Raw genomic sequence first — 26,960 nt, forward strand, 5'->3', positions numbered from 1 at the left:
CTGCGACGGGGCGCATCGGTCAAACTTCGACGGTCAGCGCTTCGAGTGTTACCACGAGCTCTTCGTCATGCCGAGTGGCCGACAGGATGACGACGTCGGCGACGAGATGCCCGCGAATCGGCAGGTCTGCCTCGGCGAGCGCCTTTAGCCATAGTCCGCCCGTGGGATCGTCGTGCAGCGTTAGCGCCACGGTGTGACGCGCGCCGGCAAAGGTCGCGCTCGCCCAGCGCGTCGAATCCTGCACGCACACGCTGACATCACATCCCGCCGCGTCGGCATGGCGTTCTAGCGCACGCCGGAGCAGCGTCGCGGCATCGGGGCCGCGGCTCACCGCGACACCCGCTGGTCGGCCAGGAACGCCTCGATCCGGCGGACCATGCGGGCGCCCGGTTCGCGGCCGCGGCGCAAGTCGCGCACAAGACGCGGGTCACGCACCGCGAGCCGCCCGAACGTGGTTGGCGGCATCGCGCTGGCCCTCAAATAACGGTCGATCTTCTGCAACACGGACATGGCGGTCTCCTCACGATTCGTCGGCGCCGATGGGCTTGGTGTTCACGATCCGTTCTATTTTCCAACTTGTCTAGGAAAATTCCTATGGCTATCATGGCGACGATGGACGCTTCCGATCCTCGCGCGCGGCTCGCCGCGCTAATCGACGCGCAGGGCGTCAGCTATGCCGCGCTGTCGCGGATGCTTCGCCGCAACGAGGCGTATCTCCAGCAATATGTCCGCCGCGGCACGCCCCGCGATCTGGCCGAGCGCGACCGCGCCTTGCTCGCTGCCTATTTCCGGGTCGATGCGACGGAACTCGGCGGCGTCGCGGCTCCGCGTATGGCGCCGATCCGCCGGCTCGATGTCGAGGCGTCGGCCGGCCCGGGTGCGTTCAGCGGCGACGCGCCGGGGGAGGGGGCGATGCTGCTCGACCCGCGCTTGCTCGAGTCGCTGCGGCTCAGCGCGAAGGATGCGGCGATGCTGCGCGCGCGCGGCGATTCGATGCTGCCAACGATCGCCGATGGCGACCAGATCGTGATCGACGAACGCGACACGCGGTTAGGCACCGTGCCGGCGATCTTCGTGCTGCGGCTCGACGGCGTCGTGCTCGTCAAGCGCGTGTCGAAGGCCAGGGATGGCATGCTGATCGAAAGCGACAATCCGGCCTATCCGCCGATCACCACGACTGCCGCCGCGATCATCGGCCGCGTCGTCTGGCTGTCGCGCGCGCTGCGTTAGCGCCGCAGGTCGCGCAACCACATGACGAGCGAGATCGCCACGCCGACCCCGAGCCCGATCAGGAAGCCACGCGTCGGGCCGAGCGGCGTGAACAGGCCGATGCCGGTTCCGGCGATCGCGCCGATCGCGATGAGCGCACCGCCGGCAAGCGGGGTGCGGGGAGGGGATGAGCGGACCATGTCGAGCGCTGTGCCATGACCCGCCGCAGGACGCCAGCGTCCCATGCTGGGAGCCTTGGGGCGGCGCGCGCGGAGGCGTTAACCTTTGTCAGGCGCGGGCTTAGGGGGATGTCGCGGACTGGCACGGACCGTGAAGCGAGCGCGTGTCCGCAGGCCCGCGGTCGCGTAACGTGCGGAGAGTGCATGGTTGTTCCCTATCTCGCGGATTGCACCGAAGTGACGCACGCGACCGATCTTATCACCGTCTTCGGCGGCGACGCGGGGCTCGAGGCCGCCGCGCGCGCCAACCGCAGCCGCGATCTCGGCAACTATCTGCACTTCTGCCGGTGGCGGCAGATCGAGCGCTTGATCGCCTTGCTCTCGTTCGACCGCGCGATCGGCACGATTCACTGATTGCGCCGCCGGGCGCGCGCTAAACCCCTGTCGTTCGCCCGGCAGCCGGGCTAGGACGGCGTATGTCGTTATCGGTCGGGCGGCGGCGCGCGTATCGGGCGGCCGCTGGAATTCTTTGGTGTGTCGGGTGCGGCGCGGCGGCGGCGCAGACGCGGCCGTCGGCGAGCCCGATCGCGTCTCCCGCCGATCCGGGGCCGCAGACGCCGCTCCCGCTAGATCCGCAATCGCCAATGGCACCGTTGCCGGGGCTCGGGGTCGACTGGCCCGACCTCTCGAAAGCGCCGCAGGAACCTGTTGTCGCCGACACCCCGACCGCGATGACCGGCGAGACGCGCTACAGCTACCGCATCGACGGGATCGACAGTGTGGCGAGCACGCTGCTGCGCGATCGCTTCGCCCAACTCTCGACGTTGAAGGCCAATGACGGGCAACCCGCCAACGCCGCGCAGCTCGACCGCCGCGCGCGCGAGGATGCGACCTTGCTGACGACGCTGCTGCGCGGCGAAGGCTATTACGACGCGCGAGTCGGGACGCGTGTCGAGCCTGCGGCGCGGCCGCTCGTGGTGCTCGATGCCGAACCCGGCACGCTGTATACCTTCGGCGGCGTGACGGTCGCCGGGGTCGATGCGGCAGGCGAGAAGGCGCCAGCGCTGCGCAAGGCGTTCGGGCTCGACCCGGGCGACGCGGTCAATGTCGATGCGGTGCTGGCGGCCGAGACGAGCCTGCGCACGACGATCGGCGATCGCGGCTTTCCGTTCGCGATCGTTGGCGATCCGCAGATCGTGGTCGATCGGGCCGCGCACACCGCGACGCTCGACTTAACCGTCGTCCCCGGCGGCGCGCGCCGTTTCGGGGCGATCACGATGACGTCGGGCAGCGCGATCTTCGATGCCGACCACGTCCAGGACATTGCGCGCTTCGTGCCAGGCCAGCCGTTCGACGCCTCGGCGCTCGCCGATCTGCGCCGTGCGCTTGTCCAGACCAGCCTGGTGTCGAGCGTCAAGATCACACCCGTAGAGGGCAAGGAACCCGGCACGGTCGACATCGCGGTCGGGCTCGAGCCCGCGCCAAAGCACACCATCGCCGGCGAGCTCGGCTATGGCACCGGCGAGGGCGCGCGCGCGGCACTCAGCTGGACCAACCGCAACCTCTTCCCGCCCGAAGGCGCGCTGACGCTGGCGGGGGTGCTCGGCACGCAGGAGCAATCGGCCAGCGCCACCTTCCGCCGCAACAATTTCAACGGGCGCGACCGGATCCTGACCTTCCAGACGGTCGCCTCGAACGTCAAGCGCAACGCCTATCAAGCACGCACGGTATCGCTGTCGGGGAGCCTCGAGCGCCAGACCAACATCTTCTTCCAGAAGAAATGGACGTGGTCGCTCGGCGCCGAACTCGTCGCCTCGGACGAGCGCGACGTGATCCTCGACACCGGCGCGCCGCGGCGGCGAACCTATTTCATCGGCGCGCTGCCCACGGTGCTGAGCTATGACGGGTCGAACGACTTGCTCGATCCGACGCGCGGATTTCGCCTTAGCGGGCGCCTGTCGCCCGAGATTTCGCTCGAGGGCAAAGCCTTTGGCTATGCGCGGATGCAAGTCGATGCGAGCGCCTACAAGAGCGTCGCCAAGGGCACCGTGCTTGCGGGGCGGATCCGGCTCGGCACGATCGCGGGTGCGCCGCGCGATGCGATCGCGCCGTCGCGGCGCTTCTATGCGGGCGGCGGTGCGTCGGTGCGCGGCTATGGTTATCAGGACATCGGCCCGCGCGATCCCAACAACGACCCCGTCGGCGGGCGCAGCCTCGCCGAATTCTCGATCGAGGCGCGCGTCAAGACGTTCGGCAATTTCGGGGTCGTGCCGTTCTTCGATGGCGGCAATATCTCGACCGGGCTGCTGCCGAGCTTCGGCGCGCTGCGCTACGGCGCGGGGCTCGGCGTGCGCTATTATTCCAATTTCGGGCCAATCCGCATCGATGTCGGCACGCCCGTCAATCCCGCGCCGGGCGATCCGCGCGTCGCGGTCTATGTCTCGCTGGGGCAGGCGTTTTGAGCGAAGCCGCGCCGCCCGTCGAACACGCTGCCGACGCGGCACCGATCGCGACGGTCAAGCCGCACGGCGCGCTGGGGCGAGTCGTGTTCGCGCTTCTCGCCGCGCTGGTCGTGCTCGTCGTCGTTGTTCTCGGGCTGATCGACACCGGCATGGGGCATCGCTTCGTCACCGACCGGATCGGTGCGCTGCGGCCGGCGAATGGGTTGCGCTACAGCATCGGGCGGATCGAGGGATCGATCTATGGCCGCGCGACGCTGATCGACGTGCGCGTGCGCGATGTGCGCGGAGTGTTCTTTGCAGCGCCACGCGCCGAGCTCGATTGGTCGCCGCTCCACTGGCTCGACAACCGGCTCGACATCACCAGCCTGCGGATTGCCTCGGCGTCGCTCGCACGGCTGCCGCAGACGCGGCCAACCCTCAACACCGGGCCAATCCTGCCAAGCTTTGATATCCATGTCGGCCGCCTCGCGGTCGACCGGCTGGTCGTCGCACCCGCGCTGGCAGGCGTCGAGCGGACCGCACGACTGCGCGCGCGCGCCGATGTCCATCGCGGTCGCGCGCTGATCGATCTCGCGGCGGTGGTGGCGGGGAGCGACGACATCCGGCTGCATCTCGACGCCGAGCCCGATCGCAACCGGCTCGAAGCGATGGCGCGCGTGCGCGGGACCGCGCGCGGGGTGCTCGCCAAGCTTTCGGGGTTCGGCAAGCCGATCGCGCTCGACCTCGCCGGCAAGGGAAGCTGGGCGGCGTGGCGCGGCAGCATGGTGGCGGACGTCGGCACAACGCGCCTCGCCGATCTCGCGCTGACCAATCGCGCGGGCACCTATGCCGTGTCGGGTGTGCTCGTCCCGGCGCCGCTGGCGCACGGCAAGCTCCAGCGACTGACGGTGCCTCGCGTGCTCGTCCACGGTGCCGCGACGCTCGCCGAACGTCAGCTCAAGGGGACTCTGTCGCTGCGCTCGGACTCGCTCGATGTGTCGGGCGACGGCACGCTCGACTTGGCCGCAAGCGCGTTCCGCAACCTGCGCATCCACGCCGTGCTGACGCGCCCGAACGCGCTTTTTCCCAACATGACCGGCCGCGCGATCGAACTGCGCGCGATCCTCGACGGCCGCTTCGCGACGGCGGCATTCGACTATCGCCTGACCGCGCAGCGTTTCGCGTTCGACGATACCGGGTTCGAGGATTTCCGCGCGGCGGGGCGTGGGCATTTCTCGAAACAACCCGTGCTCGTGCCGATCCGCGCGAGCGCGGCGCGCGTCACGGGCGTCGGCGATGTCGCCGGCGGGATCCTGCGCAACCTGACGATCGACGGCGTGCTGCGCGTGACGCCGCAGCTCGTGCTCGGCGACGATCTCAAGCTGACCTCGGACCAACTCAACGGGCGGATCAATCTGCTGCTCGATCTGCGCAACGGTCGGTATGACATCGGCCTCAATGGCGGGCTCGGGCGCTATCGCATCCCGGGCCTCGGCGTGGTTGACGTGCAGACGACGCTCAAGGTGGTCCCGGGGCCCGGCGGGCGCGGGACGCGCGTCGTCGGGCAGGGCGTCGCGCAGATGATCACGCTCGAAAATGCCTTTTTCCGCTCGCTCGGCGGCGGGTTGCCGCGGATCGTCACCGGGCTCGAGCGCACGCCCGACGGGCTGCTCCACCTCAACGGCCTTGTGCTGACCGCGCCGCAGCTCCGCGTCACTGGCAACGGCGTGCGGCGGCGCGACGGCACCTTCCATTTCGAGGGCGCGGGGCAGCAGACGACTTATGGGCCGTTGACGCTCAAGCTCGACGGCAAGATCGACCATCCGACGCTCGACCTGGTGTTCGCGCGGCCCAACGAAACGATGGGGCTGGCGAACGTCGTCGCGCATCTCGACCCGACCGATGCGGGGTTCGCGTTTACCGCGCGCGGCGATTCGCGGCTGGGGCCGTTCAGCGGCAACGGCGCGATCCTGCTGCCAAAGGGCGGCGACGGGACGATCGCGATCGCCGATCTGGCGGTGAGCGGGACGCACGCCAGCGGGCCGCTGCGGATCGTCCCCGGCGGGTTCGACGGCAAGCTCGACGTTGCCGGTGGGGGGCTCGCGGGCGCGCTGCTGTTCCGCCCGGTCGGCGGCAATCAGCAGATCGAGGCGCATCTCGATGCGACCGCGGCAAAACTTGCCAATGCCTTCGTGCTGCGGCGTGGGCATCTCGATCTGGTGGCGTTGCTCGATCCGGCCGGCACGTCGATCGACGCCAATCTGACGGGGGCGGGGTTGCGGCGGCGGTCGCTGGTGATCGGGCGGTTTGCCGCGCGAGCGAAGCTGCGCGGCGGGACGGGGACGATCACCGCGTCGATCGCCGGGTCGCAGGGGCGCGCGTTCGATATCCAGTCGGTCACGCAAGTCGCGCCCGATCGCTATGTCGTCTCGGCGCAAGGAACGCTCGACCGTCGCCCGCTGACGCTCGTCACCCCCGCGGTGGTGACTCGCGACGGCGACGGCTGGCGGCTCGCGTCGACCGATCTGACCTTTTCGGGCGGCAATGCCAAGGTCTCGGGACGCTTTACGCGGGCCTCGAGCGAGCTTGCCGCGACAGTTGCGCGGATGCCGCTGTCGATCCTCGATATCGGCTATCCCGGGCTCGGGCTCGGCGGCAACGCCTCGGGCAGCTTGTCGTACACGCAAGGGGGTGGCGCGGCGCCGACGGGCAAGATCGACATGACGGTGCGCGGGCTGACGCGCTCGGGGCTGATCGTCTCGTCGCGCCCGGTCGATGTCGGGATTTCGGGGCTGTTGTCGCGCGATCGGATCGCGGCACGCGCGGTGGCGGAGACGGGGGGCAAGTCGGTCGGCCGCGCGCAGATGCTGCTGACCCTGCCCGGTGGCGACGACCTCGCGCAGCGCGTGCAGAATGCCGGTCTGTTCGCGCAGCTGCGCTATGACGGGCCCGCCGACACCGTCTGGCGGCTGACGGGGATCGAACTGTTCGACTTGACCGGGCCGGTCGCGATCGGCGCCGATGTCGGCGGGACGGTCGCCAATCCGCAGATCAAGGGCGTCGTCCAGGCCAAGGGCGCGAAGATCGAAAGCACGACGACGGGCACCGTGCTGACCAATGTCCAGACGACGGGCCGCTTCGGCGGATCGCGCCTCACGCTCGATCGCTTCGCCGCCGATGCGGGGAAGGGCGGGCATGTCACGGGCACCGGCGTGTTCGATTTTGCGGCGAAGAACGGGCTCGGGCTCGATCTTCAAGTCGAGGCCGATCATGCCGTGATGATCGCGCGCGACGATATCGGCGCGACCGTCACCGGGCCGCTGCGCTTCCAGTCGGACGGCGCGGGGGGGACGATCTCGGGCAATCTCCGGCTCGACAAGAGCCGCTACCGGCTCGGCCAGGCGAGCGCGGCGACCGCCTTGCCGCAGCTCAACATCCGCGAGATCAATCTGCCCGATGGCGGGCAGGACGACGATGCGCCGCGTATGCCGTGGACGCTCGCGATCCGCGCGCGCGCGCCGAACCAGGTGCTCGTCACCGGGCTCGGCTTGCGCAGCGAATGGTCGGCCGATCTGCAGATCGGTGGCGCGCCCGACAATCCGGCGATCACCGGGCGCGCCGATCTGGTGCGCGGCAATTACGACTTTGCCGGGCGAACCTTCGCGCTCGATCGCGGCAAGATCCTGTTCGCGGGCGAAGTGCCTGCCAACCCCGCACTCGACATCGTCGCCAATGCCAACACGACCGGGCTGACCGCGTCGATCAACGTTACCGGACCCGCGCTCAAGCCCGAAATCACCTTCTCGAGCGTGCCTGCGCTGCCGCAGGACGAATTGCTCTCGCGACTGTTGTTCGGCACCTCGATCACCAATCTGTCGGCCCCAGAGGCGCTGCAACTGGCGTCAGCAGTGGCGGCGTTGCAGAACGGCAAGGGTGGGCTCGATCCGATCAACGCGGTACGGCGTGTTGCCGGCCTCGATCGGCTGCGGATCGTCTCGGCCGATCCGACGACCGGACAGAAGACCTCGGTCGCCGCGGGCAAGTACATCACGCGGCGCTTCTATGCCGAGATCGTCACCGACGGCGCGGGCTATTCCGCAACGCGAGTCGAGTTCCAGGTGACGCGGTGGCTGTCGCTGCTGTCGACGGTCTCGACGCTTGGCCGGCAGACCGCGAACGTGCGCGTGTCGAAGGATTATTGAGCGCGCGCCCCGATCCGGCGGGCGAGCGCAGCTGCGAGCAGGGCCGGCACTTCGGGCGCGATGTCGGGATAGAGATCGGGTTCGATCGCCTCGACCTCCATCAGCGCGAGCTTGCCGTTAGCACTGCGCAGCAGATCGACACGCGCGTAGAGCGGCCGCACGGGTAGCGCCGCGAGCACCGCGTCGAACACGCCGCGCGCCTCGACATCGGGCGCGTAGCCGCTGAAGCGACCGCCGAATTGCGGCTGGATCCGAAAGTCGCCCCCGCTCGCGACTTTTCGCGCAGCGTGGCTGAAGGTGCCGTCGATCGCGAAGAGCGAGAGTTCGCCTTCCTCGGCGATCGCGGGGAGGAAGGGCTGGATGATCGCGGCGTCGAGCGGGGCGACGCGATCACCGCGCTTCACGCGGACGGTCTCGTGGCTCCCTGCCGAGATTTGCGGTTTCACCACCAACGCGTCGCACCCGAACGCGTCGAACGCGGCGATGACGCTCGCTTCGTCCGCGCGGCCGAAGCGGCTAGGGACGATCGGTATCCCCGCCGCCTCGAGCGCGAGCAGATACGTCTTGCGCGTGTTCCAGGCGAGCAGGCCCGGCGGATTGAGCAGCGGCCGCTCGTCGGGCCACGCCGCCAGCATTGCGTCCCAGCGCGCCACGTCGAAATGATAGCCCCAGGCGAACAGCGCGAGCGCCGCATCGCCGTCGCCGGGGCCCAAATCCCACGGCCGCGGTGCCAGCGCCATGCCCGCAGCGGCAAACGCCGCACGGTATGGCGCGAGCGCCGCCGACGCCGCCGCATCGTACGGACTGCCGCTCACCGGCATCAGCACGTCGATGCGGCGTGTCATGCGCGTCAGGCCGGCTCGCCGATCACCGTCTTCACTTCCATGAAGTCGGTGAGGCCGAACTTGCCGTTCTCGCGGCCGTTGCCCGATTGCTTGTAGCCACCGAACGGCGCGTTGCCGTCGGGGCTCCACGAGTTGATCGTGACGAGCCCGGCGCGCAGCCGTGGCGCGACCTTGGCGGCCTTGGCGGGATCGCCCGAGATCGTCGCCGACAGGCCGTAGGGCGTGCCGTTGGCGATCTTCACCGCCTCATCCTCGGTGTCGTAGGCGATCATCGTCGCGACGGGGCCGAACACTTCCTCCTGTGCGATGCGCATCTCGGGCGTCACGTCGGTGAACAGCGTCGGCTTGATGAAATATCCCGAATTGCGTCCGTCGGGCCGACCCGTGCCGCCGGTGACGAGCGTCGCGCCCTCGTCGATCGCAGACTGGATCAGGCCCTGGATCTTCTCGTACTGCGCCTTGTTGACGACCGGGCCGATATGCGCGCCCATCACCGACGGGTCGCCGACTGCGGTGCCTTCCATCATCGCCTTGACGATGCCCGTCGCCTCGGCGACCTGGCTGGTGTGGACAAGCAGCCGCGTCGGGGCGATGCAGCTCTGCCCCGAATTGGCGAGCACGCCCTGGACGGTCGGCGGCAGCACCGCGGCGAGATCTGCGCCTTCGAGCACGAGATTGGCCGCCTTGCCGCCAAGCTCCTGATGGACGCGCTTGACCGTCGCCGCGGCCGACTGCGCGATCGCGATGCCCGCGCGGGTCGAACCGGTGAAGCTCACCATATCGACATCGGGATGCGCCGACAGCGCCGAACCGACGCCCTTGCCGTCGCCGTTGACGAGGTTGAACACGCCAGGGGGAACGCCTGCCGCGTCGAGGATCTCGGCGAGGATCACCGCGCAGCCGGGCGATTCCTCCGAAGGCTTGAGGATCATCGTGTCGCCCGCCGCCAGTGCCGGCGCGACCTTGGCGGTCACCTGGTTGAGCGGCCAGTTCCACGGCGTGATCATCGCGACGACGCCGAGCGGCTCGTGCACCACCTTGGCGCGGCCGAGCTTCTGCTCGAACTCGAAGCTGTTGAGCGCCTTCAAGGTCGAGATGAAATGCCCGAGCCCGGCTGGCACCTGCGCCGCGGTCGCAAAGCCGATCGGTGCGCCCATCTCGCTGCTCACCGCGAAGGCGAGGTCGGGGATGCGCTTCTTATATTCCTCAATGATCCGCTCGAGCAGCGCCGCGCGCTCGGCGACGGTCGTCTGCGAATAGCTGTCGAACGCGGTGCGTGCGGCAGCGACCGCGGCGTCGACGTCGGCGGCGGTGCCGAGCGTGATCTCGGTGCAGGGCTGTTCGGTCGCGGGGTCGATCACGTCGTGCCGCGTGCCGCCCTGGCTCTCGACCCAGGCACCGTTGATATACTGTTTGAGATAGCTCTTCATCGCCGCTCTCCACGTTTCTGGTTTCTGCTAGGAGGGGTAGATGGCGCGCTGCGAGATCGGTTGCAACCCGAAACGCAGATCGTCGGTTGAGCTGTTCCCGCGAGGAGACGACGCATGGCACGTGCCGCAAGATTCGAGCAAATTGGTGGCCCCGACGTGATCGAGTGGGTGAATGTCGATCTGCCCGATCCGGGCCCGGGCGAAGTGCGGATGCGCAACACCGTGGTTGGCCTCAACTACATCGACGTCTATTATCGTACCGGCGTCTATCCCGCCACGCTGCCGAGCGGGCTCGGGTCCGAAGCGGCGGGCGTGGTCGAGGCGGTGGGCGAGGGCGTCACCGGCTTCGCGCCCGGCGACCGTGTCGGCACCTTCGGCCCCGCGCTCGGCGCCTATGCGACGGCGCGCAACGTGACCGCTGCCAGCCTGTTGCGCTTGCCCGACGATGTCGACGAGCGGACGGCCGCCGCGCTGCTCCTCAAGGGCTGCACCACCGAATTCCTGGTCGAGCGCTGCGCCAAGGTCGAGGCGGGGCAGACCGTGCTCGTCCATGCGGCAGCCGGCGGCGTCGGGCATCTGCTCGTCGGCTGGCTGAAAGCGATCGGCGCGACCGTGATCGGGACTGCCGGAAGCGAGGCAAAAGCCGCGCAAGCCAAGGCCGCGGGTGCGGACCATGTCATCCTCCACAAGCACGAGGACATCGCCGCGCGCGTGCGCGAGATCACGCAAGGCAAGGGCGTCCCGATCATCCTCGACGGGGTCGGGATGGCAACCTGGGAGTCGTCGCTGGCGAGCGTCGCGCCGCGCGGGCTGATCGTCAGCTATGGCAATGCCGGCGGCAAGGTGACGGGGGTCGAGCTCGGCGTGCTTGCGGCCAGGGGCTCGCTGTTCGTCACGCGCCCGACGCTGTTCAGTTACTATGCGACCCGCGAGGAACGGCTTGCGGGCACCGAGCGGCTGTTCGCGATGCTGCGCAGCGGGGCGATCACGCCCGAGATCGGCCAGACCTTCGCGCTCGAGGATGCGGCGGCGGCGCATCGCGCGCTCGAGGCGGGCGAGACGCGCGGGGCGAGCGTGCTGACGGTGTGATCAGTCGACCGTGGCGGGTTCGCGCGCGGCATCGAAGTGTCGCTCGCACAGCGCGCTGATCGCCTGGTTGAGCGCGCCGACCCGCTCGCGCATGTGGCGCATCATCGCCAGCCCGGCGAGGCGATATTCGGCCCAGTGCGCGTCGGTGTCGACGCCGGCCCATTTGCGCTGATAGTCCTGATAGTCGAAGCCGAGCTTGATATATTCGGCCTTGAGCGTGCACACCGTCGCGACGTCGGGCCCGCCCGCGCTCAGGATCGGGCTGAACAGCGCGCGCTGAGTATAGGCGTCGAGCGCGTGCAGCGCTGCGGTGAGTTCGGTGCGGAACGGCGTGAGCACAACGCAGGCCCCGGCCTCGCGACCGCTCAAATACGGCTTTGCCCGATCGAGCAGCGTCAGCACGTCGGCGTGCAGCCGATGGAACTGGTCAAGCGGGGGGTAGATCCTCATAAGGCCAACGTGCCGCGAAAGTCTGAAAAATTTGCCACCGGCGCGCGGGCGCGATCGTCGCCGCGAACCGTGGCTCGCCCCGACCGCAAGTCGGTCGCGGTCGGTACGCGCTTGATCGCGCTCAACAAACCGTATGACGTCCTGTCGCAATTCACCGACGCAAATATTTCCGCCGCGCGGCGCACCTTGTCCGATTTCGTCGCAGTCCCGCATGTTTATCCCGCGGGGCGACTCGACCGCGACAGCGAGGGGCTGCTGCTGCTGACCGACGACGGGCGGTTGCAGGCGCGGATCGCCGACCCGCGCTTCAAGCTGCCCAAGACCTATCTCGTCCAGGTCGAGGGCGAACCCGATGCCGCCGCGCTCGACCATTTGCGCCGCGGCGTGCAGCTCACCGACGGGATGACGCGCCCCGCCGAGGCCCGGCGGATCGACCCGCCCGCCTTGTGGCCACGCGACCCGCCGGTGCGCTTCCGCAAGAGCGTGCCCGATTGCTGGATCGAGCTGACGATCGCCGAGGGCCGTAACCGCCAGGTCCGCCGGATGACCGCGGCGGTCGGCCATCCGACGCTGCGGCTGGTACGCTGGCGGATCGGCGACTGGTCGCTCGACGGCATCGCGCCGGGGGAATGGCGCGACCTGCCATACCCCGGCTGAATCGGGGGCCAACGCCGCGGCCGCTCAGCCCGGGTAGGGCGTCGCCTTGAGCAGGCCGGCGAGATGGGCGTCCATCCGCTCGAGCACGCGCTTGGCGACGCTGCCGAGCTGGCCCATCCAGACGGGGCCGCCGAAGACGAGGATGTCGGCCGCGAGGATTTTCGCGCGGATCGCGGGCCAGGCGTCGCCGTCGCCTTCGTCCGAGCTGACGCCGGGCTTGACGTCGTGCGCGGCGATGCGGATCGTCTCGGTGAGCGTCACGTCGCGCTCGGCGAAAGCGGTCTTGAGCAGGCCGATCATCACGTCGGTCGAGGAGGCCTCGCTGGCGTCGGCCTTGAGCGTGCAGTTGAGGGCGATGGCTTTGAGCGGCATGTGCGGGTCTCCCGGGGGTTGGGGGAGGAACGCGGGGCGGGGGGATTTTCTCCCGCCGGGGGGGGGGGGAGACCGTGAGGGGGGCGTTTGTGCGACGAACCGAGGGGGGTTGACTCGATTGACCCCCGGACGTGGTGTTTACCGTGGCGATCGTTTCCTTTTTTGCGCTGATCGGCGCTTCGCGCATCAATGTCCGACGTTCCCGACTTGCGGGTGCTTGGCAGGTGTCGACGATTCGAAAGAGCAAGAAAGACGATGGCATAGTTGCGGCTTGTAGGACAGCGCAGAGACGCGGCCTTTGGAAAGGCGAAGGCCAGCATTCGGGTTCATCATGCCCGAAAACAGACGTTCGACCGACAGCTAAGGCCGACGTCCGGCAGGAAGAAGGCGGATGCGGACCATCCCGATGTGATCGACTGGGATGATGCTCAGACGTTCATCCCCATTGATGATCCTACCAGTCTTCCAGCGACCCTCGTGGTACTGCCCTTCTTCGACGCGATCGACCTCGGCGATGCGGGAGCCGACCGCAAAATCCGCAGTGAACCCTTTGCCAACGATCAGGAAGCTGTCGACGCCTTCTGCGATGATCAGACCGAACGCGCGCGCGTCTCCGGGGATCGGGCGGCTGGACGGCCCTTCCGTTTCGCTGGGCAGCGGCGGCGGTTGCGGTGGCGCTTGCAGACCGACATCCAGCAACATCTGCTTCAGAAGCGACTGGGTTTCCTGAAGTGTGATGGTGTAGCCGCCGAGCTTGATCTCGGCCGCCTTGTCATCGTTTAGCAGAACGCCCGCGATCCGATGTTCGGCTTGGGCGCGCGTTATCACGTCCGCCATCGGGCCGAGCATACCGTACGCTTGTGCCAGTTGACCGTCGACCCGGCCGTCCTCGATCCCGAACACCGAATAGCCGAGCGCGCCATGCTCCCCGAGCGCCCAGAACAGATCCCCGGTCTTGAATTGCGCTTCCGGCACGAACAGCGGATTGCCGGCATGGTCGTAATCGGCGAGCACCGCCTTGGCGTCCGGAACGTAGATGTCGGGTGCCAGCAGATCGAGCGACGGGGCCGCCGCTCTCCAGACGTCGAGAACGCGCTTGGCGGGGCCGCCGCTCGGATAGTGGCCGGCGGTGGCCTGGCCTTCCTGCGGGCCCAGCCATCCGTTGACGTACATCGGCAGCGCCAGCGCCTGCTTCCCTGCTGCGGCGAGCGTCTGCGCGTACTGGCCGAAATGCCACGCCATGAAGATCTCGTCAGCCTGCCAGTCGTTGCCGAACACGTCTGCCCATGTTCCGGCAGAGCGTCGGTTCTGGCGCGCCCAGACGGCGTCCAGCTCGGGCTTGAGCGCCCCGCGATGGCTTGCCAGATACCGCATCAGCGCCGAGGGAACCGGCTCCTTCCACGCCGCTTGCGCCAAGGGGGAACGATCGCGACTGTCGCGCAGCAGGCCGGTTTCGTTGTTCACCTGCACCATGATGACCCGGTGATCGGTGTCGACCGCAGCCAAGTGCTTCATCAAGGCGACGAACGCCGTGCGATCCGCATCGACCAGACCGGGCGAAAAGACCGACAGCACGGGCTTCGGCATTGCGCCGGCATAGGTGAAGGCCTCCTTCATCGCGCCCTGCGCGACGGCGCGCGGGAACCGGGTGGCATTCCCACGCACCCAGGTCGGCGCGTAGGTGGAACTGGCGTTCTTGAACGCGCCGAACCAGATCAAAACGAGTCGCATGTCGTGGCGACGGGCCTGCGCGATCTGCGCATCCACCGCCGTGTAATCGTATTGACCCTCGACGGGCTCGAAGTCTTCCCAGCTGACCGTGCCGACGACGGTGCGGACGTGCATTTTCTGAAGTTTGTCCCAGATCGGCTGCATGTACTCCGGACTCGATGCGCTCGAATTATGGAGTTCGCCCCCGATCGCGAGATACGGCTTCCCGTCGACCAGTAATTGACGGTTGTGGATTACCGGCAGGCTGTCGGCACAGGCGGGGGAAGCCCCGAGGGCCGTCGAAGCACACATCACCAGCATGCCTAGCGTCAGATGCTTCACGATCAGCTCTCCCCGATACCCTAGCGGAATGCTGAACTAGAATGCGTAATCTATTTTGGCAACGCGTGGTTTCGATCGTAGTCGCGGGGTCTGTTTTCGACGTGCGGCGCTGTTCGAGTAAACCTCCGATGTTGGTGGGTGAGAGCCAGCAATAAAACGAAAAGGGCGCCCGGATCGCTCCGAGCGCCCTCTCCATAATCCTCGCCGTGGCAAAGCCACGTCGTCGGTCCTCGCTATGGCGAGGCCGGCCGACAGCTCCTGTGGGGACTTCGGCTTCGCCTTGTCCCCACCGGGGCGGTCGTGGCCGCGCGTCAGTAGCTGTAGTACATGTCGAACTCGACGGGGCTCGGCGTCATTTCCCAACGCTTCACGTCTTCCATCTTCAGCTCGATATACGATTCGATCTGGTCCTTCGAGAACACGTCGCCCTTCAGCAGGAAGTCGTGATCGGCGGCCAGGCAATCGAGCGCCTCGCGGAGCGAACCGCAGACGGTCGGAACCTCGGCGAGCTCTTCGGGCGGAAGGTCGTAGAGGTTCTTGTCCATCGCCTCACCCGGGTGGATGCGGTTCTGGATGCCGTCGAGGCCCGCCATGAACAGCGCGGCGTAGCACAGATACGGGTTGGCCATCGCGTCGGGGAAGCGCACTTCGACGCGCTTCGCCTTGGGGCCGGTGCCGTACGGGATGCGGCACGACGCCGAGCGGTTGCGCGCCGAGTAAGCGAGCAGCACCGGCGCTTCATAGCCCGGGACCAGGCGCTTGTAGCTGTTGGTCGTCGGGTTGGTGAAGGCGTTGACCGCCTTGGCATGCTTGATGATGCCGCCGATGAAATACAGGCACATGTCCGACAGACCCGCATAGCCGTTGCCGGCGAACAGCGGGTTGCCCTTGTCCCAGATCGACAGATGCGTGTGCATCCCCGAGCCGTTATCTTCCTTGATCGGCTTGGGCATGAAGGTGACGGTCTTGCCGTATGCCTGCGCGACGTTGTGGCAGACGTACTTGTAGATCTGCATGCGGTCAGCCGTGACGGTCATCGTGCCGAAGGTCAGGCCGAGCTCGTGTTGCGCGGCCGCCACTTCGTGGTGATGCTTGTCGCAAGGCAGGCCCATTTCGAGCATGGTCGAGACCATCTCGCCGCGAATGTCGACCGCGCTGTCGACCGGCGCGACCGGGAAATAGCCGCCCTTGGCGCGCGGACGGTGGCCGAGATTGCCGCCGTCATAGCTGGTGCCGGTGTTGGTCGGCAGCTCGATATCGTCGATCTTGTAATAGCTCGTCGAATAGCTGTTCTCGAACTGGACGTTGTCGAACATGAAGAACTCGGCCTCGGGGCCGATGAAGATCGTGTCGCCGATGCCGGTGGTCTTGAGATACGCCTCGGCGCGCTTGGCGGTCGAGCGCGGATCGCGCGCGTAGAGCTCGCCGGTCGAGGGTTCGACGATGTCGCACACCAGGATCAGCATCGGGGTGGCCGAGAACGGGTCGGTCCAGATCGCGTCGAGATCGGGCATGAGGATCATGTCGGACTCGTTGATCGCCTTCCAGCCCTCGATCGAAGAACCGTCGAACATGAAGCCGTCGGTCAGCTCGTCCTCGCCGACGACGCCGGCGACCATCGTCAGATGCTGCCATTTGCCCTTGGGGTCGGTGAAGCGCAGGTCGATCCACTCGATCTCCTGCTCCTTGATCATCTTCAGTACGTCGCTGGCCGTATTCGCTGCCTTAGCCATAGTCCCCACGCCTTTCGTTTTCGAATAGTCTGCCCGAGTGGTTCGGGAATCGTGTGTCGCCCGGATGCTTACGCTGTCACGGAATGTTGCGTTGCGTCAAATCGCGTCCTCGTTGCGCTCGCCGGTGCGGATTCGCAACGCGGTTTCGACGGGGATGACGAAAATCTTGCCGTCGCCGATGCGGCCGGTCTGCGCGGCGGCGGCGATCGCCTCGACCACGCGGTCGGCCATCGCGTCCTCGACGACGACCTCGAGCTTCACCTTGGGGAGGAAGTCGACGACATATTCGGCGCCGCGATAGAGTTCGGTATGGCCCTTCTGGCGGCCGAAGCCCTTGGCCTCGGTCACGGTGATGCCGCTGACGCCGACTTCGTGCAGCGCTTCCTTCACTTCATCGAGCTTGAACGGCTTGATGATCGCCTCGATCTTTTTCACGCTTGCTCCGCCTCCCGCTATGCCGGGTGACCTTACAACAACCGTGCCAGCCGCGCGAGGGGCGGAAATGCTGGAGGGAGTCCGCACAACGGCTCGTCGCTGCCCAAAGCCTGTACATGGGATGCTGGGCTGCCGGTTTTTACAGCACCCGATGCGCGATGCTTGATGCGTGATGCGCGGTGGCGTACGAAGCGGAATGCGCACTACCCTGGCTATCGATGACGACGTTCTCTTGGTTGCGCGCGATCTCGCGCGGCAGCAGCGGCGGAGCGTCGGGGAGGTCGTGTCGGATTTAGCGCGGCGGTCGTTGCGCTCCGAGGGCTCGGACGGATCGTCGCAGACGATGCGCAACAGATTTGTCTTGCTGCCGGTGAACAATCCCGACGCGGTCATCACGATGGAGATGGTCAATTCGCTCCGCGACGAGCTCGAATGACCTATCTGCTGGACGTCAATGTCCTGATCGCGCTGATCGACCGCCGCCACGTCAACCACGACGTGGCGCATCGCTGGTTTTCGGAGACCGGGCATGCCGCATGGGCAACGTGTCCGCTGACCGAAAACGGCGTGCTGCGGATCGTCGGTCATCCGCGCTACGCGAATACGCCGGGCTCGCCTGCGGCGGTCGTGCCGGTGCTGGCGAGTCTGTGTGCGCTACCCGGCCATGTGTTCTGGCCGGATGCTATTTCCCTGCTGGACGAGCGGCACGTCACCGGCGCGAAGCTTTTCACCTCGGCGCAGCTGACCGACACCTATCTCCTTGCCTTGGCTGCGAGCCGACATGGGAAGCTCGCAACGCTGGACAGTCGGGTCGCGGTGCAGGCCGTGCCGGGGGGCAAGGCCTCGCTCCACGTCATTGCTACCCAATAGGGCGGCCCCCCTCAATACGGCGGTTTGTCGAACCCGCCCGGGCTGAGCGTGAAGATCTCGCAGCCGGTCTCGGTAATGCCGATCGAATGTTCGAACTGCGCCGAGAGCGAGCGATCGCGCGTGACGGCGGTCCAGCCGTCGTCGAGCAGCTTCACGTCAGCGCGGCCGGTGTTGATCATCGGCTCGATCGTGAAGATCATGCCGGGCTTCAACTCGGGCCCGGCGCCTGGCTTGCCGACATGGACGACCTCGGGCGCGTCGTGGAACAGCTGGCCCAGGCCATGCCCGCAGAAATCGCGGACGATGCCGTAGCGATGCTTTTCGGCATGGCGCTGGATCGCGTGGCCGATGTCGCCGAGATGGTTGCCGGGTTTTGCCTGCTCGATGCCGAGCATCAGGCATTCATAGGTCACTTCGACGAGCCGCTTCGCCTTGATCGGCACGTCGCCGATCAGATACATCCGGCTGCTGTCGCCGTGCCAGCCGCCGAGGATCGGCGTTACGTCGACATTGACGATGTCGCCGCTTTTCAGCGTCTTCTCGCTCGGGATGCCGTGGCACACGACATGGTTGAGCGAGATACAGCTCGAATGCGTATAGCCGCGATAGCCGAGCGTCGCGGGGATCCCGCCGCGCTCAACGATGAAGCGGCGGACCATGTCGTCGATCTCGGCGGTCGAGGTGCCGGGCACCATGTGCGGCACGATCATGTCGAGCGTTTCGGCGGCGAGCTTGCCCGCGGCGTGCATTCCGTCGAACGCATCGCGGCCATAGAGCTTGATCGCGCCGGTGCGGCCGGTGGGGGCGTCGGCGGTTACGGTTACATAATCGGTCATGCCGGATTATATAGCGAAATCGCTTTCGCTTTGCGAGGGGGCGGTGGCGGGGCTATGGCTGTTGGCATGACCACACGCATCTGGACGGCCGCGCTCGCGGTGATCGGCGACGAAATCCTGTCGGGCCGAACGCAGGACAAGAATGTCGCGCAGATCGCGACTTGGCTCAACGTCCAAGGGATCCGCCTCGCCGAGGTGCGGATCGTCGCGGACAAGCCCGAGGCGATCGTCGAGGCGGTCAATATCTTGCGCGAACGCAACGATTATCTGTTTACGACCGGCGGGATCGGGCCGACGCATGACGACATCACCGTCGATGCGATTGCCGAGGCGCTCGGGGTGCCGGTGGTGTTCCACCCGCAGGCCGTCGCTGTGCTCGACGCGTATTACGCGAGCCGCGGCGGGCTGACCGAGACGCGCAAGCGGATGGCGCGCGTGCCCGAGGGGGCCGATTTGATCGAGAACCGCATGTCGGGCGCGCCGGGGATCCGCGTCGGCAATATCTTCATCATGGCGGGGGTACCGCACATCACCGCCGGGATGCTCGATGCGCTGACGGGGACGCTCGAGGGCGGGCTGCCGGTGCTGTCGCGCACGATCGGCTGCTGGGTTGCCGAGAGCGAGGTCGCCGACGTGCTGCGTCAAGCCGAGAAAGCCCATGAGGGTGTCGCGATCGGCAGTTACCCCTTCTTTCGCGACGGGCGGACCGGCGCGAACTTCGTCGTGCGCGCGACCGATGCGGCACTCGCCGATCGCTGCATCGCCGATCTGACGCAGGCGTTGGAGGCGACCGGTCGCAGCGTCGTCGCCGGCGGGATTTGAAAGTTGGGAGCGAACCGATGAAGCGCATCTATCTGGCGGCACTGCTCACGGTGAGCTTGGCGGCGTGCGATGGCAGTCCGACGGGCAGCAGCGCGCCCGCCGCGGTCGCGACGCATGATCCGATGGAGGCCCAGATCGACGCGCTCTCGCCGTCGCTGCAGGAAACGACGATGTTCCGCGCGATTCGGGACGGGGGGTACACCTGCCAGAAGATCGTGCGGATGGAGAAGCACGCGCCGATCGAGGGCAAGGCTGTGTGGATCGCCGAGTGCGACGACAAGGGGCAATATGTCATCACGCTCCAGCCCGGCGGAATCTTCTGGGTGAGCGGCGTGCCGCAGCCGAAGAAGCCGCGCTGACGCGGACCAAGCTCAGCGTCTGCCAGCGCAAGCGGCGCTTTGCGGACGAGGCGGCGGCGGCGGAGGCGATCGCGGCGTCGGGGCTCATGTTGCGGAGCTATCGGTGCGATCGGTGTCGGCAGTTTCATCTGACCAGCCGGACCAAGGGCAAGCGCGTGGTGGGGATCGGCACCGTCCACGGCTCTCCCTATCCCGCCGTCATCCCCGCGAAGGTGGGGATCCCGCTGCCTGGCCCGGTGCGAGAAGAAGAAGCGGGACCCTCGCCTTCGCGAGGGTGACGGCGGGAGGACTCGGACGCCGCGTAAGGATAGCGGATCGAGTCCAGCACGTTGGGCGTTGGGGCGGCGGGGCGGACAGGACCCTGCCTCACATCGCCGTTGCAGCAATGCGCTGCGAAGCCCACATAGCCGCTTCCGCCAATCACCCGATCAGCCGATCAAGCGCTGGCATTGGAGCGCCCATCCATCCGGTTCAGCCACCCCGCAGCGGTGCTGATCCAAAACCTTCGGACATCCCATGAGAGTGCGCCGCCGGGGTCTCGCCTCGATCAACAGCGAAATCCGCGACGGCATCCTGCCCGCCGCAGGCGACATCGCGCAGGTCGCGCGCGAGGACCACGCGGTCGATCATACGCCCAAGAATTATCGACTGGTCGCGCTGATCATCGCTTGCGCCTTGTTCATGGAGCAGATGGACGCGACGATCCTCGCCACCGCACTGCCGACGATGGCGCGCGATTTCCACGTTCCCGCGACCAATATGAGCTCGGCGCTGACCTCCTATTTGCTCGCGCTCGCGATCTTCATCCCGGCGAGCGGGCGGCTGGCGGACCGCTTCGGATCGCGCACCGTGTTCCGCGCGGCGATCCTGATTTTCGTCGCGGGATCGGCCTTGTGCGGGGTCGCGCCGAGCCTGCCGTTCATCATGGGCGCGCGCTTCCTGCAGGGGCTGGGGGGCGCGATGATGATCCCGATCGGGCGGCTCGTCCTGCTGCGCAGCGTCGCCAAGGAGGACATGGTCTCGGCGATGTCGTGGCTGATCATGCCCGCGCTGATCGGGCCGATCCTCGGGCCGCCGGTCGGCGGGGCGATCGTCACCTATCTCGACTGGCGCTGGATCTTCTATCTCAATTTGCCGATCGGGCTGCTCGGGGTGTTCCTGGTGACGCGCTATATCGGCGAGGTGCGCGCCGAGACGCCGGTGCGGGCGGATCCGTGGGGGTTCGTGCTGTCGGGCGTGGCGCTCGGCTGCTTGCTGTTCGGGTTCGAGATGACGAGTCGGACGGGCGAACTGCCGCTCGCGCTCGGCCTGATCGGGATCGGCTGTGTCGCGGGTGCGCTCTATATCCGGCATGCGCGGCACCGTGCCGATCCGATCCTCGATCTGTCGCTGATGCGCGTGCCGACCTTCCGCCTGTCGCTGATCGGCGGATCGCTGACGCGGATCACGCAAGGCGCGCAGCCCTTCCTGCTGCCGATGATGCTGCAATTGGGCTTCGGCATGACCGCGGCGGCGAGCGGGGCGATCACCGTTGCGGGGGCGATCGGGTCGCTCGCGATGAAGGGGCTGGCGCCGCGCATCCTGCGGCGCTGGGGGTTCCGGAGGAGTCTGATCATCGGCGGGCTCGGCGCGAGCGCGGGCTATGCGGTGTGCGGGCTGTTCCGGCCCGACTGGCCGGTGCCGGTCATCTTCGGGGTGCTGATGGTTTCGGGCTTCTTCATGTCGTTCCAGTTCTCGGCGTACAACACGATCGCCTATGACGAGATTCCGAGCGAACGGATGAGCTCGGCGACGAGCTTCTACGCGACCTTCCAGCAATTGATGCTGTCGCTCGGGATCTGTGTTGGGGCAGCGGCGCTGCATGTCGGGATGCTGGGGGGCGGGCATGCGCTGCCGCGGCTGGGGGATTTCACGCTGGCGTTCTGGGTGGTGACCGCGGTCTCGGCGAGCGCGACGATCTGGAACGCGCGGTTTGCGGCCGATGCGGGGGCGGGGATGAGCGGGCATCGGGGCGGATAGGTGGGGCTTGAGGGCGGATGGCTGCTCTCGCCCAGACCCCCTCGCTTGGATCCTTCAGTGCAATACCAATAGCGGACGTCCAATGGATCGAGTTGCATAGGATCGCTTTGCTTGGCAGTTATAGCTGATGAGCGGAACAGCTTCATATCAAGCGGAGAAGCGCGTCCGGGAGGCGCTGGAGGCTGTGTACCGCACTTTCGACTTGCCGCCTCCCCGAGCGATCGAAGGGTGCCCATGCTGCATATCGACACGCGGCACCGATGTTCTGCTCACCACCCCGTTGCGACAGCTGTCTGATCAGGCGCTCTGGCGTTACGTGTCTGGCGCCTTCCTGACGATTGGCGACGAGCAAGATTTTCGTTATCTGCTGCCTCGCATTCTCGACATATCGGTGTTTGATCCGGGCAACTCTAACGATCCCGAGATTGTGCTGGGCAAGCTTCCGCTCGCCCATTGGCGATCGTGGGCTCCGACTGAGCAGAACGTGGTCGAAGCGTTCGTTGACGCTTGGTTCGAGTGGGCGCTCGCAAGTGACATAGCCGAGGCGGAAGAAGGCTTGATCGGAACGGACGCGGAGAGCGTGCTCTGTGGCGCAGCGCGAGCGAAGATGCCGCTGCATCACTGGCTCCTGCGCTTGTTAGAACCGGACGCTGCGCCAGTCCTGATCAACATGAAAAACCGCTTCCCAGCCGAGATGTCGGGGTTTTGGGAGTCCGCGCCGGCCGGCTTGCAAGAGCTCTCAACGATTCTGGCACAAGGGCGAGCCTAGGTCCGCCTTCCACCAGTGCCCGATATGGCCAATACCGTCGCCCCGGCGGAGGCCGGGGCCTCTGGGTGGCTTGGCGAGCGGCCGGACACAAAACGGGAGGCCCCGGCCTCCGCCGGGGCGACGGGCATAGGTGTGGGCCGCACTTCGCTAAATTCGGACGTGCGCGACGCAAGACTTCAGGGTTTAGGTCACCCCTTACGGGCAGTATGACCTAGGTTCGTCCCTCCCCTGAAGGGGAGGGGCTTTTAGGGCGCGTCAGCCGACGAACGCGCGCTCGATCACATATTGGCCGGGATGCGAGTTCGAACCCTCGACGAAGCCCATCGCCTCGAGCTTCGCCGCGAGGTCCTTGATCATCTCCATGCTGCCGCACAGCATAATCCGGTCGGTCTCCGGGTCGAGCTGCTTCTCGCCGGGCATGTCGGCGAACAGCGTGCCGTCGTCGATCAGTTTGTCGATCCGCCCGCTGGTGTGGAACGGCTCGCGCGTCACGGTCGGCACGTAGGAAAATTGCGTCGCCGCCTGCTCGTCGACCAGCGGATCGTCCGCCAGCTTCGCCTCGAGCGGCTCGCGATAGGCGAGGTCTGTCACGCGACGCACGCTGTGGACGATCTGGATCTGGTCGAAGCGATCGTAGATCTCAGGATCGCGCGCGACGCTGAGGAACGGCGCGAGACCGGTGCCGGTCGACAGCATGAACAGCCGCTTGCCCGGCAGCAGCGCGTCAGCGACGAGCGTGCCGGTCGGCTTGCGGCCGAGATAGACCTGGTCGCCCGGCTGGATCTGCGACAGGCGCGAGGTGAGTGGGCCGTCGGGCACGCGGATCGAGAGGAATTCCAATTCCTCGGCATAGGCCGGGCTCGCGATCGAGTAAGCGCGCAGCAGCGGGCGCTGCTCGCCGGCGAGGCCGAGCATCACGAACTCGCCCGAGCGGAAGCGGAAGCTCGCGGGGCGCGTGATCGTGAAGCTGAACAGATGTTCGTTCCACATCCGCACGCTGAGCACGGTCTCTACGCTCAACGCCGAAGTCGGTTCGAGCGAGGTCGGTTCGCTACTGGGCATGCTCGTCACCACATCACTCATCGATAGATCGTCCTTCAATGCAAGTTCGCCGCCACGCCATGCCACCGGGTATGCTCCCGATCTTGGCGCGGCTGCCCATCGCACCTCTTCCTGCAGAATGAACGCCTGACCGCGCGAGTCGGTGCCGTTGCGGGCCCGACCAGCGCGACATGGGGCCGCATACAGCGCGGCGCCCGGGCGATCGACATAATCGCGCACCCGTTACTCCGGTCGGGCGGCATAATTCAACGTGTAACTTTGCCGCGATCGCGCGGGCGGGTCAGTCGGGCAGCTTCTCGACCAGGGCGGCGATGCTGTTCCCGGTAAAGGTGGTCAGCGACACGCCGTCGAGCTGGATCGCGCGCTCGAGCGTCAGCGTCGCTGCGGATTGATGCGCGGGGTCGAGCGCGCGCCACGCGCGCACCGCGCCTTCGAGGCTGGTGACTTCGGCCACGTCTTCGGCGCCGCGCGGCACGTCTTCGAGCGACGCGCTCATCCGCCATTCGATGGGGGGCGTCTTGGTGTCTTTGCCCCAGGTCGCTTCAACCATGATCGTTCGCCTTTTCGCTAGGAATGCCCGCAGGCTCGAGACGTACAGCGTCGGGAGGCGCCGGTATGTTCCCCCGCACGCGCCCGCGCGACCGCAAATCGCGGTGCGCGCGCAGGCGCAAGATACCGCATAGCGGCGGATATTCCGTGAAAATTCGATCGCGTTCGGCGTGCAGCCGTGCGCAACGCGTCGGGGGTTCGCGTTAGCGGTTGGCGTTTCGCGCCGGACACGGCAAAGGTCGGGGATGCCTGTGACCACGACCGTGACGACCCTGGCCGAACTTGCCGAACTGGCGGGCGTTTCCGTCGCCACGGTTTCGCGATCGCTCGCGGGGAACCCCGTGATCGCCAAGGCGACGCGCGATCGGATCGTCGGCTTGGCGAGCGAGCATGGCTTCAAGGTCAACCAGGCCGCGCGCAACCTCCGCCTCGGGCGGACGGGGGCGATCGGCGTGGTGCTGCCGCTCGGGCACGAAGCCGAGCAGCATCTGTCGGATCCGTTTTTCATGAGCTTGCTCGGGCCACTGGCAGACGCGATCGCCGATCGCGGGCACGATCTGCTGCTGTCGCGTGTGATCCCGGCGAACGATCGCTGGCTCGATGCGATCGTCGACGCCGGGCGCGTCGACGGCGTCGTCGTGGTCGGCCAGTCGAACCAGATCGACGCGATCGAGCGCGTCGCCGCGCGCTACCGCCCGATCGTCGTGTGGGGCGCCGACGTGCCCGACAAGACGCAGACCACCGTCGGGACCGACAATGTCGCGGGCGGGCGGCTCGCCGCCGAGCATCTGCTCGCGCAGGGGCGCCGGCGGCTGGCGTTCTTCGGCAATATCGAAGTGCCCGAATTCGCCGCGCGCTATGTCGGGTTCCAGCAAGCGCTCGCCGCGTCGGGGAGCGGGCAGGCGACGCTGCTGCCGATGCATTTGACGAGCGAGGCGTCGTACGCCGCGATCGAAGCCTATCTCGCCGGGCATTCGTCGCCCGACGGCATCGTCGCCGCGTCGGACGTCATCGCGATGAGCGCGCTGCGCGCGCTCGCGGCGCACGGCAAGCGCGTGCCGCAGGACGTCAGCGTGGTCGGCTATGACGACGTCGTGATCGCGATGCACACGACCCCGCCGCTCACCACGGTGCGGCAGGATGTGGCGCGCGGGGCGGGGATGCTCGTCGATCTGCTGTTCCGCCGGATCGAGGGCGCCGACGTCGAGTCGGTGACGATGGCGCCCGAACTGATCCTGCGCGGCTCGGCCTGATCAGCCGACCGCGGGGCGGGCCGGCGTGCGGATCCGCCACGTCGCCACGGCGGCTGCAAGCATCATCGCGCCGCCCAGCATGAGCACGTGGCGCGGATCGCCGCCGAGCAGCGGGCGGTAGGCGAGCCACACGAACAGGATCTCGACCATCATCGGGATGACGATGAACATGTTGAAGATGCCCATATAGACGCCGGTCCGCTCGGGCGGGATCGCGTTGGCGAGCATCAGATAGGGGTTGCCCATCAAGCTGCCCCAGCCGATGCCGATGCCAACCATCGCGACGATCAGCAGCGGGATCGACCCGGTCGACGCGATCGTCAGCATGGCCGCGCCCGATGCCACCATCGCGACCGCATGGATCGGCTTGGCGCCGAAGCGCCGCGCGAACGGCACCATCGCAAAGGCCGAGACGCACGCGACGAAATTGTAGAACGCGCCGAGCTGCCCGTTGAGCAGCCCCGCATCGCGGAAGCCGACGCTCGCCGGGTCGCTGGTGTGGAACACCCCGCGGGCAAGCGCGAGCACGACATATTGCCAGTAGCAGAACATCCCGAACCATTGGAACAGCATCGCCACCGCAAGCTGGCGCATCGTCGGCGGCATGTCGCGGATCGCGTCGACCAGCCCGGTGATCGTCGAGCGGACCGACAGCGGATCGGCGGTGATCGCGGCGTCTTCCTCGGGCGTCAGCGGCAATTCGGGGACGCGCCACACCGACCACAGGATCGTGGTGATCGACAGGATCGCGCCGATTAGGAAGCTGATTCGCGTGATTTCGGGAATGCCGTTGCTGTCGAGCGCATCCTTGTTGATGCCCCACCACACCAGCAATGACGGGGCGAGATACGACAGCGTCTGTGCGAGCCCGGTAAACGCGCTCTGCGTCAGGAAGCCGAGCGGGCGCTGCTGCTCGACGAGCCGGTCGCTGACATAGGCGCGGTACGGCTCCATCGTCACGTTGTTGGCCGCATCGAGCACCCACAACAGGCTCGCCGCCATCCACAGCGTGCGGCTGTACGGCATCGCGAACAGCGACAGGCTGCACAGGATCGCGCCGATCAGGAAATACGGGGTGCGGCGCCCGAGCCGGGTGCGCGTGCGGTCGCTCATCGATCCGATCAGCGGCTGGATGATGAGCCCGGTCATCGGGCCCGCCAGCCACAGCAGCGGCATGCTGCCCTCGTCGGCGCCGAGATAGCTGTAGATCGGCCCCATATTGCTTTGTTGCAGCCCGAAACTGAATTGCAGCCCGAGGAACCCGAGGTTCATCTGCAGGATCCGCGCGAACGACAAATGCACCTTGCCGACCGATCCTCTCGTCACA

The 26,960-nt window shown here is 67.1% G+C and carries 27 protein-coding genes; 13 read left to right on the top strand and 14 right to left on the bottom strand.

Going from position 1 to position 26,960, the window contains the following annotated elements:
- Nucleotides 1–19 precede the first annotated feature (19 nt).
- Together ACP7C5_RS13510 and ACP7C5_RS13515 are read right to left on the bottom strand one after the other, a co-directional pair.
- Nucleotides 20–331 carry a hypothetical protein gene (locus ACP7C5_RS13510; protein ID WP_426264657.1) on the bottom strand — a complete coding sequence of 104 codons (312 nt, stop codon included), beginning with the start codon at nt 329–331 and terminating at the stop codon, nt 20–22.
- On the bottom strand, nt 328–510 hold the full coding sequence (locus ACP7C5_RS13515) for a hypothetical protein (RefSeq protein WP_133187017.1): 183 nt from the start codon (nt 508–510) through the stop codon (nt 328–330). The genes ACP7C5_RS13510 and ACP7C5_RS13515 overlap by 4 nt, the downstream gene beginning before the upstream one ends.
- An 84-nt stretch (nt 511–594) precedes the next feature.
- On the opposite strand from ACP7C5_RS13515, the gene ACP7C5_RS13520 reads away from it, so the two are divergent.
- Nucleotides 595–1,230 carry a S24 family peptidase gene (locus ACP7C5_RS13520; protein WP_426264658.1) on the top strand — a complete coding sequence of 212 codons (636 nt, stop codon included), beginning with the start codon at nt 595–597 and terminating at the stop codon, nt 1,228–1,230.
- Here ACP7C5_RS13520 and ACP7C5_RS13525 read toward each other — a convergent pair.
- The gene (locus ACP7C5_RS13525; protein ID WP_426264659.1) at nt 1,227–1,454 is read right to left on the bottom strand and encodes a hypothetical protein; all 228 of its coding nucleotides are present in this window, start codon (nt 1,452–1,454) and stop codon (nt 1,227–1,229) included. The genes ACP7C5_RS13520 and ACP7C5_RS13525 overlap by 4 nt on opposite strands.
- 138 nt (nt 1,455–1,592) lie before the next feature.
- Between ACP7C5_RS13525 and ACP7C5_RS13530 the strand changes: the two genes are divergently transcribed.
- The 3 genes from ACP7C5_RS13530 to ACP7C5_RS13540 all read left to right on the top strand — a co-directional run bounded on the left by ACP7C5_RS13530 (nt 1,593) and on the right by ACP7C5_RS13540 (nt 8,031).
- A complete protein-coding gene (locus tag ACP7C5_RS13530) occupies nt 1,593–1,802 on the top strand; it encodes a hypothetical protein (RefSeq protein ID WP_133187019.1) in 210 nt (69 codons plus the stop codon).
- A gap of 62 nt (nt 1,803–1,864) precedes the next feature.
- Complete coding sequence (locus tag ACP7C5_RS13535) at nt 1,865–3,850, top strand: autotransporter assembly complex protein TamA (protein WP_426264660.1); 1,986 nt, start codon at nt 1,865–1,867, stop codon at nt 3,848–3,850.
- The gene (locus tag ACP7C5_RS13540) at nt 3,847–8,031 is read left to right on the top strand and encodes a translocation/assembly module TamB domain-containing protein (protein WP_426264661.1); all 4,185 of its coding nucleotides are present in this window, start codon (nt 3,847–3,849) and stop codon (nt 8,029–8,031) included. The genes ACP7C5_RS13535 and ACP7C5_RS13540 overlap by 4 nt, the downstream gene beginning before the upstream one ends.
- Here the strand turns inward: ACP7C5_RS13540 and ACP7C5_RS13545 are convergent.
- Both ACP7C5_RS13545 and ACP7C5_RS13550 read right to left on the bottom strand, forming a co-directional pair.
- Entirely contained in the window at nt 8,025–8,876 is an 852-nt protein-coding gene (locus tag ACP7C5_RS13545) for an ATP-grasp domain-containing protein (RefSeq protein WP_426264662.1), read from the bottom strand. The genes ACP7C5_RS13540 and ACP7C5_RS13545 overlap by 7 nt on opposite strands.
- Before the next feature lie 5 nt (nt 8,877–8,881).
- Entirely contained in the window at nt 8,882–10,306 is a 1,425-nt protein-coding gene (locus ACP7C5_RS13550) for an aldehyde dehydrogenase family protein (protein ID WP_189676742.1), read from the bottom strand.
- A 114-nt stretch (nt 10,307–10,420) separates the two neighbouring features.
- On the opposite strand from ACP7C5_RS13550, the gene ACP7C5_RS13555 reads away from it, so the two are divergent.
- Entirely contained in the window at nt 10,421–11,395 is a 975-nt protein-coding gene (locus tag ACP7C5_RS13555) for a quinone oxidoreductase family protein (protein WP_426264663.1), read from the top strand.
- Here the strand turns inward: ACP7C5_RS13555 and ACP7C5_RS13560 are convergent, their stop codons facing one another.
- Nucleotides 11,396–11,845, bottom strand: coding sequence for a hypothetical protein (locus ACP7C5_RS13560; RefSeq protein WP_426264664.1), 450 nt, complete (start codon nt 11,843–11,845; stop codon nt 11,396–11,398).
- A 9-nt stretch (nt 11,846–11,854) separates the two neighbouring features.
- On the opposite strand from ACP7C5_RS13560, the gene ACP7C5_RS13565 reads away from it, so the two are divergent.
- Complete coding sequence (locus ACP7C5_RS13565; protein ID WP_426264665.1) at nt 11,855–12,502, top strand: pseudouridine synthase; 648 nt, start codon at nt 11,855–11,857, stop codon at nt 12,500–12,502.
- Nucleotides 12,503–12,526: 24 nt separating this feature from the next.
- On the opposite strand, the gene ACP7C5_RS13570 is transcribed toward ACP7C5_RS13565, so the two are convergent.
- The 4 genes from ACP7C5_RS13570 to ACP7C5_RS13585 form a co-directional block, all read right to left on the bottom strand.
- Nucleotides 12,527–12,874 carry a flavodoxin family protein gene (locus ACP7C5_RS13570; protein ID WP_426264666.1) on the bottom strand — a complete coding sequence of 116 codons (348 nt, stop codon included), beginning with the start codon at nt 12,872–12,874 and terminating at the stop codon, nt 12,527–12,529.
- Nucleotides 12,875–13,234: 360 nt separating this feature from the next.
- On the bottom strand, nt 13,235–14,926 hold the full coding sequence (locus ACP7C5_RS13575) for a DUF5597 domain-containing protein (protein ID WP_426264667.1): 1,692 nt from the start codon (nt 14,924–14,926) through the stop codon (nt 13,235–13,237).
- Nucleotides 14,927–15,237: 311 nt separating this feature from the next.
- Nucleotides 15,238–16,659 carry a type I glutamate--ammonia ligase gene (glnA, locus tag ACP7C5_RS13580; protein WP_133187035.1) on the bottom strand — a complete coding sequence of 474 codons (1,422 nt, stop codon included), beginning with the start codon at nt 16,657–16,659 and terminating at the stop codon, nt 15,238–15,240.
- A gap of 96 nt (nt 16,660–16,755) precedes the next feature.
- Nucleotides 16,756–17,094: a P-II family nitrogen regulator gene (locus tag ACP7C5_RS13585; protein ID WP_010183375.1), complete on the bottom strand. Its 339-nt coding sequence runs from the start codon at nt 17,092–17,094 to the stop codon at nt 16,756–16,758.
- Nucleotides 17,095–17,290: 196 nt separating this feature from the next.
- Here ACP7C5_RS13585 and ACP7C5_RS13590 point away from each other — a divergent pair, with 196 nt between their 5' ends.
- On the top strand, nt 17,291–17,530 hold the full coding sequence (locus ACP7C5_RS13590; RefSeq protein ID WP_426264668.1) for a hypothetical protein: 240 nt from the start codon (nt 17,291–17,293) through the stop codon (nt 17,528–17,530).
- Nucleotides 17,527–17,964 (top strand): TA system VapC family ribonuclease toxin, encoded by a 438-nt coding sequence (locus ACP7C5_RS13595; RefSeq protein WP_354289291.1) that lies wholly within the window; start codon nt 17,527–17,529, stop codon nt 17,962–17,964. The genes ACP7C5_RS13590 and ACP7C5_RS13595 overlap by 4 nt, the downstream gene beginning before the upstream one ends.
- An 11-nt stretch (nt 17,965–17,975) precedes the next feature.
- Here the strand turns inward: ACP7C5_RS13595 and map are convergent, their stop codons facing one another.
- A complete protein-coding gene (map, locus tag ACP7C5_RS13600; protein ID WP_426264669.1) occupies nt 17,976–18,800 on the bottom strand; it encodes a type I methionyl aminopeptidase in 825 nt (274 codons plus the stop codon).
- A gap of 66 nt (nt 18,801–18,866) precedes the next feature.
- On the opposite strand from map, the gene ACP7C5_RS13605 reads away from it, so the two are divergent.
- The 4 genes from ACP7C5_RS13605 to ACP7C5_RS13620 all read left to right on the top strand — a co-directional run bounded on the left by ACP7C5_RS13605 (nt 18,867) and on the right by ACP7C5_RS13620 (nt 22,769).
- Nucleotides 18,867–19,622, top strand: a complete 756-nt coding sequence (locus ACP7C5_RS13605) for a competence/damage-inducible protein A (protein ID WP_426264670.1) — start codon at nt 18,867–18,869, stop codon at nt 19,620–19,622.
- 17 nt (nt 19,623–19,639) lie between these two features.
- Nucleotides 19,640–19,981 carry a hypothetical protein gene (locus ACP7C5_RS13610; protein WP_426264671.1) on the top strand — a complete coding sequence of 114 codons (342 nt, stop codon included), beginning with the start codon at nt 19,640–19,642 and terminating at the stop codon, nt 19,979–19,981.
- Between the two features lie 516 nt (nt 19,982–20,497).
- Nucleotides 20,498–22,000, top strand: coding sequence for an MFS transporter (locus ACP7C5_RS13615; RefSeq protein ID WP_426264672.1), 1,503 nt, complete (start codon nt 20,498–20,500; stop codon nt 21,998–22,000).
- Nucleotides 22,001–22,127: 127 nt separating this feature from the next.
- Nucleotides 22,128–22,769, top strand: coding sequence for a hypothetical protein (locus tag ACP7C5_RS13620; protein ID WP_426264673.1), 642 nt, complete (start codon nt 22,128–22,130; stop codon nt 22,767–22,769).
- Nucleotides 22,770–23,024: 255 nt separating this feature from the next.
- On the opposite strand, the gene ACP7C5_RS13625 is transcribed toward ACP7C5_RS13620, so the two are convergent.
- Both ACP7C5_RS13625 and ACP7C5_RS13630 read right to left on the bottom strand, forming a co-directional pair.
- The gene (locus tag ACP7C5_RS13625) at nt 23,025–23,852 is read right to left on the bottom strand and encodes a ferredoxin--NADP reductase (RefSeq protein WP_426264674.1); all 828 of its coding nucleotides are present in this window, start codon (nt 23,850–23,852) and stop codon (nt 23,025–23,027) included.
- A gap of 259 nt (nt 23,853–24,111) precedes the next feature.
- Complete coding sequence (locus ACP7C5_RS13630; protein WP_133187055.1) at nt 24,112–24,381, bottom strand: hypothetical protein; 270 nt, start codon at nt 24,379–24,381, stop codon at nt 24,112–24,114.
- 244 nt (nt 24,382–24,625) lie between these two features.
- On the opposite strand from ACP7C5_RS13630, the gene ACP7C5_RS13635 reads away from it, so the two are divergent.
- On the top strand, nt 24,626–25,633 hold the full coding sequence (locus ACP7C5_RS13635) for a LacI family DNA-binding transcriptional regulator (protein WP_426264675.1): 1,008 nt from the start codon (nt 24,626–24,628) through the stop codon (nt 25,631–25,633).
- On the opposite strand, the gene ACP7C5_RS13640 is transcribed toward ACP7C5_RS13635, so the two are convergent.
- Nucleotides 25,634–26,959, bottom strand: coding sequence for an MFS transporter (locus ACP7C5_RS13640; protein WP_426264676.1), 1,326 nt, complete (start codon nt 26,957–26,959; stop codon nt 25,634–25,636). It lies immediately after the preceding gene.
- Nucleotide 26,960: the final 1 nt, after the last annotated feature.

Origin of the sequence: Sphingomonas sp. PWP1-2 (assembly GCF_049898305.1) — a bacterium.
Lineage (GTDB): Bacteria > Pseudomonadota > Alphaproteobacteria > Sphingomonadales > Sphingomonadaceae > Sphingomonas > Sphingomonas glacialis.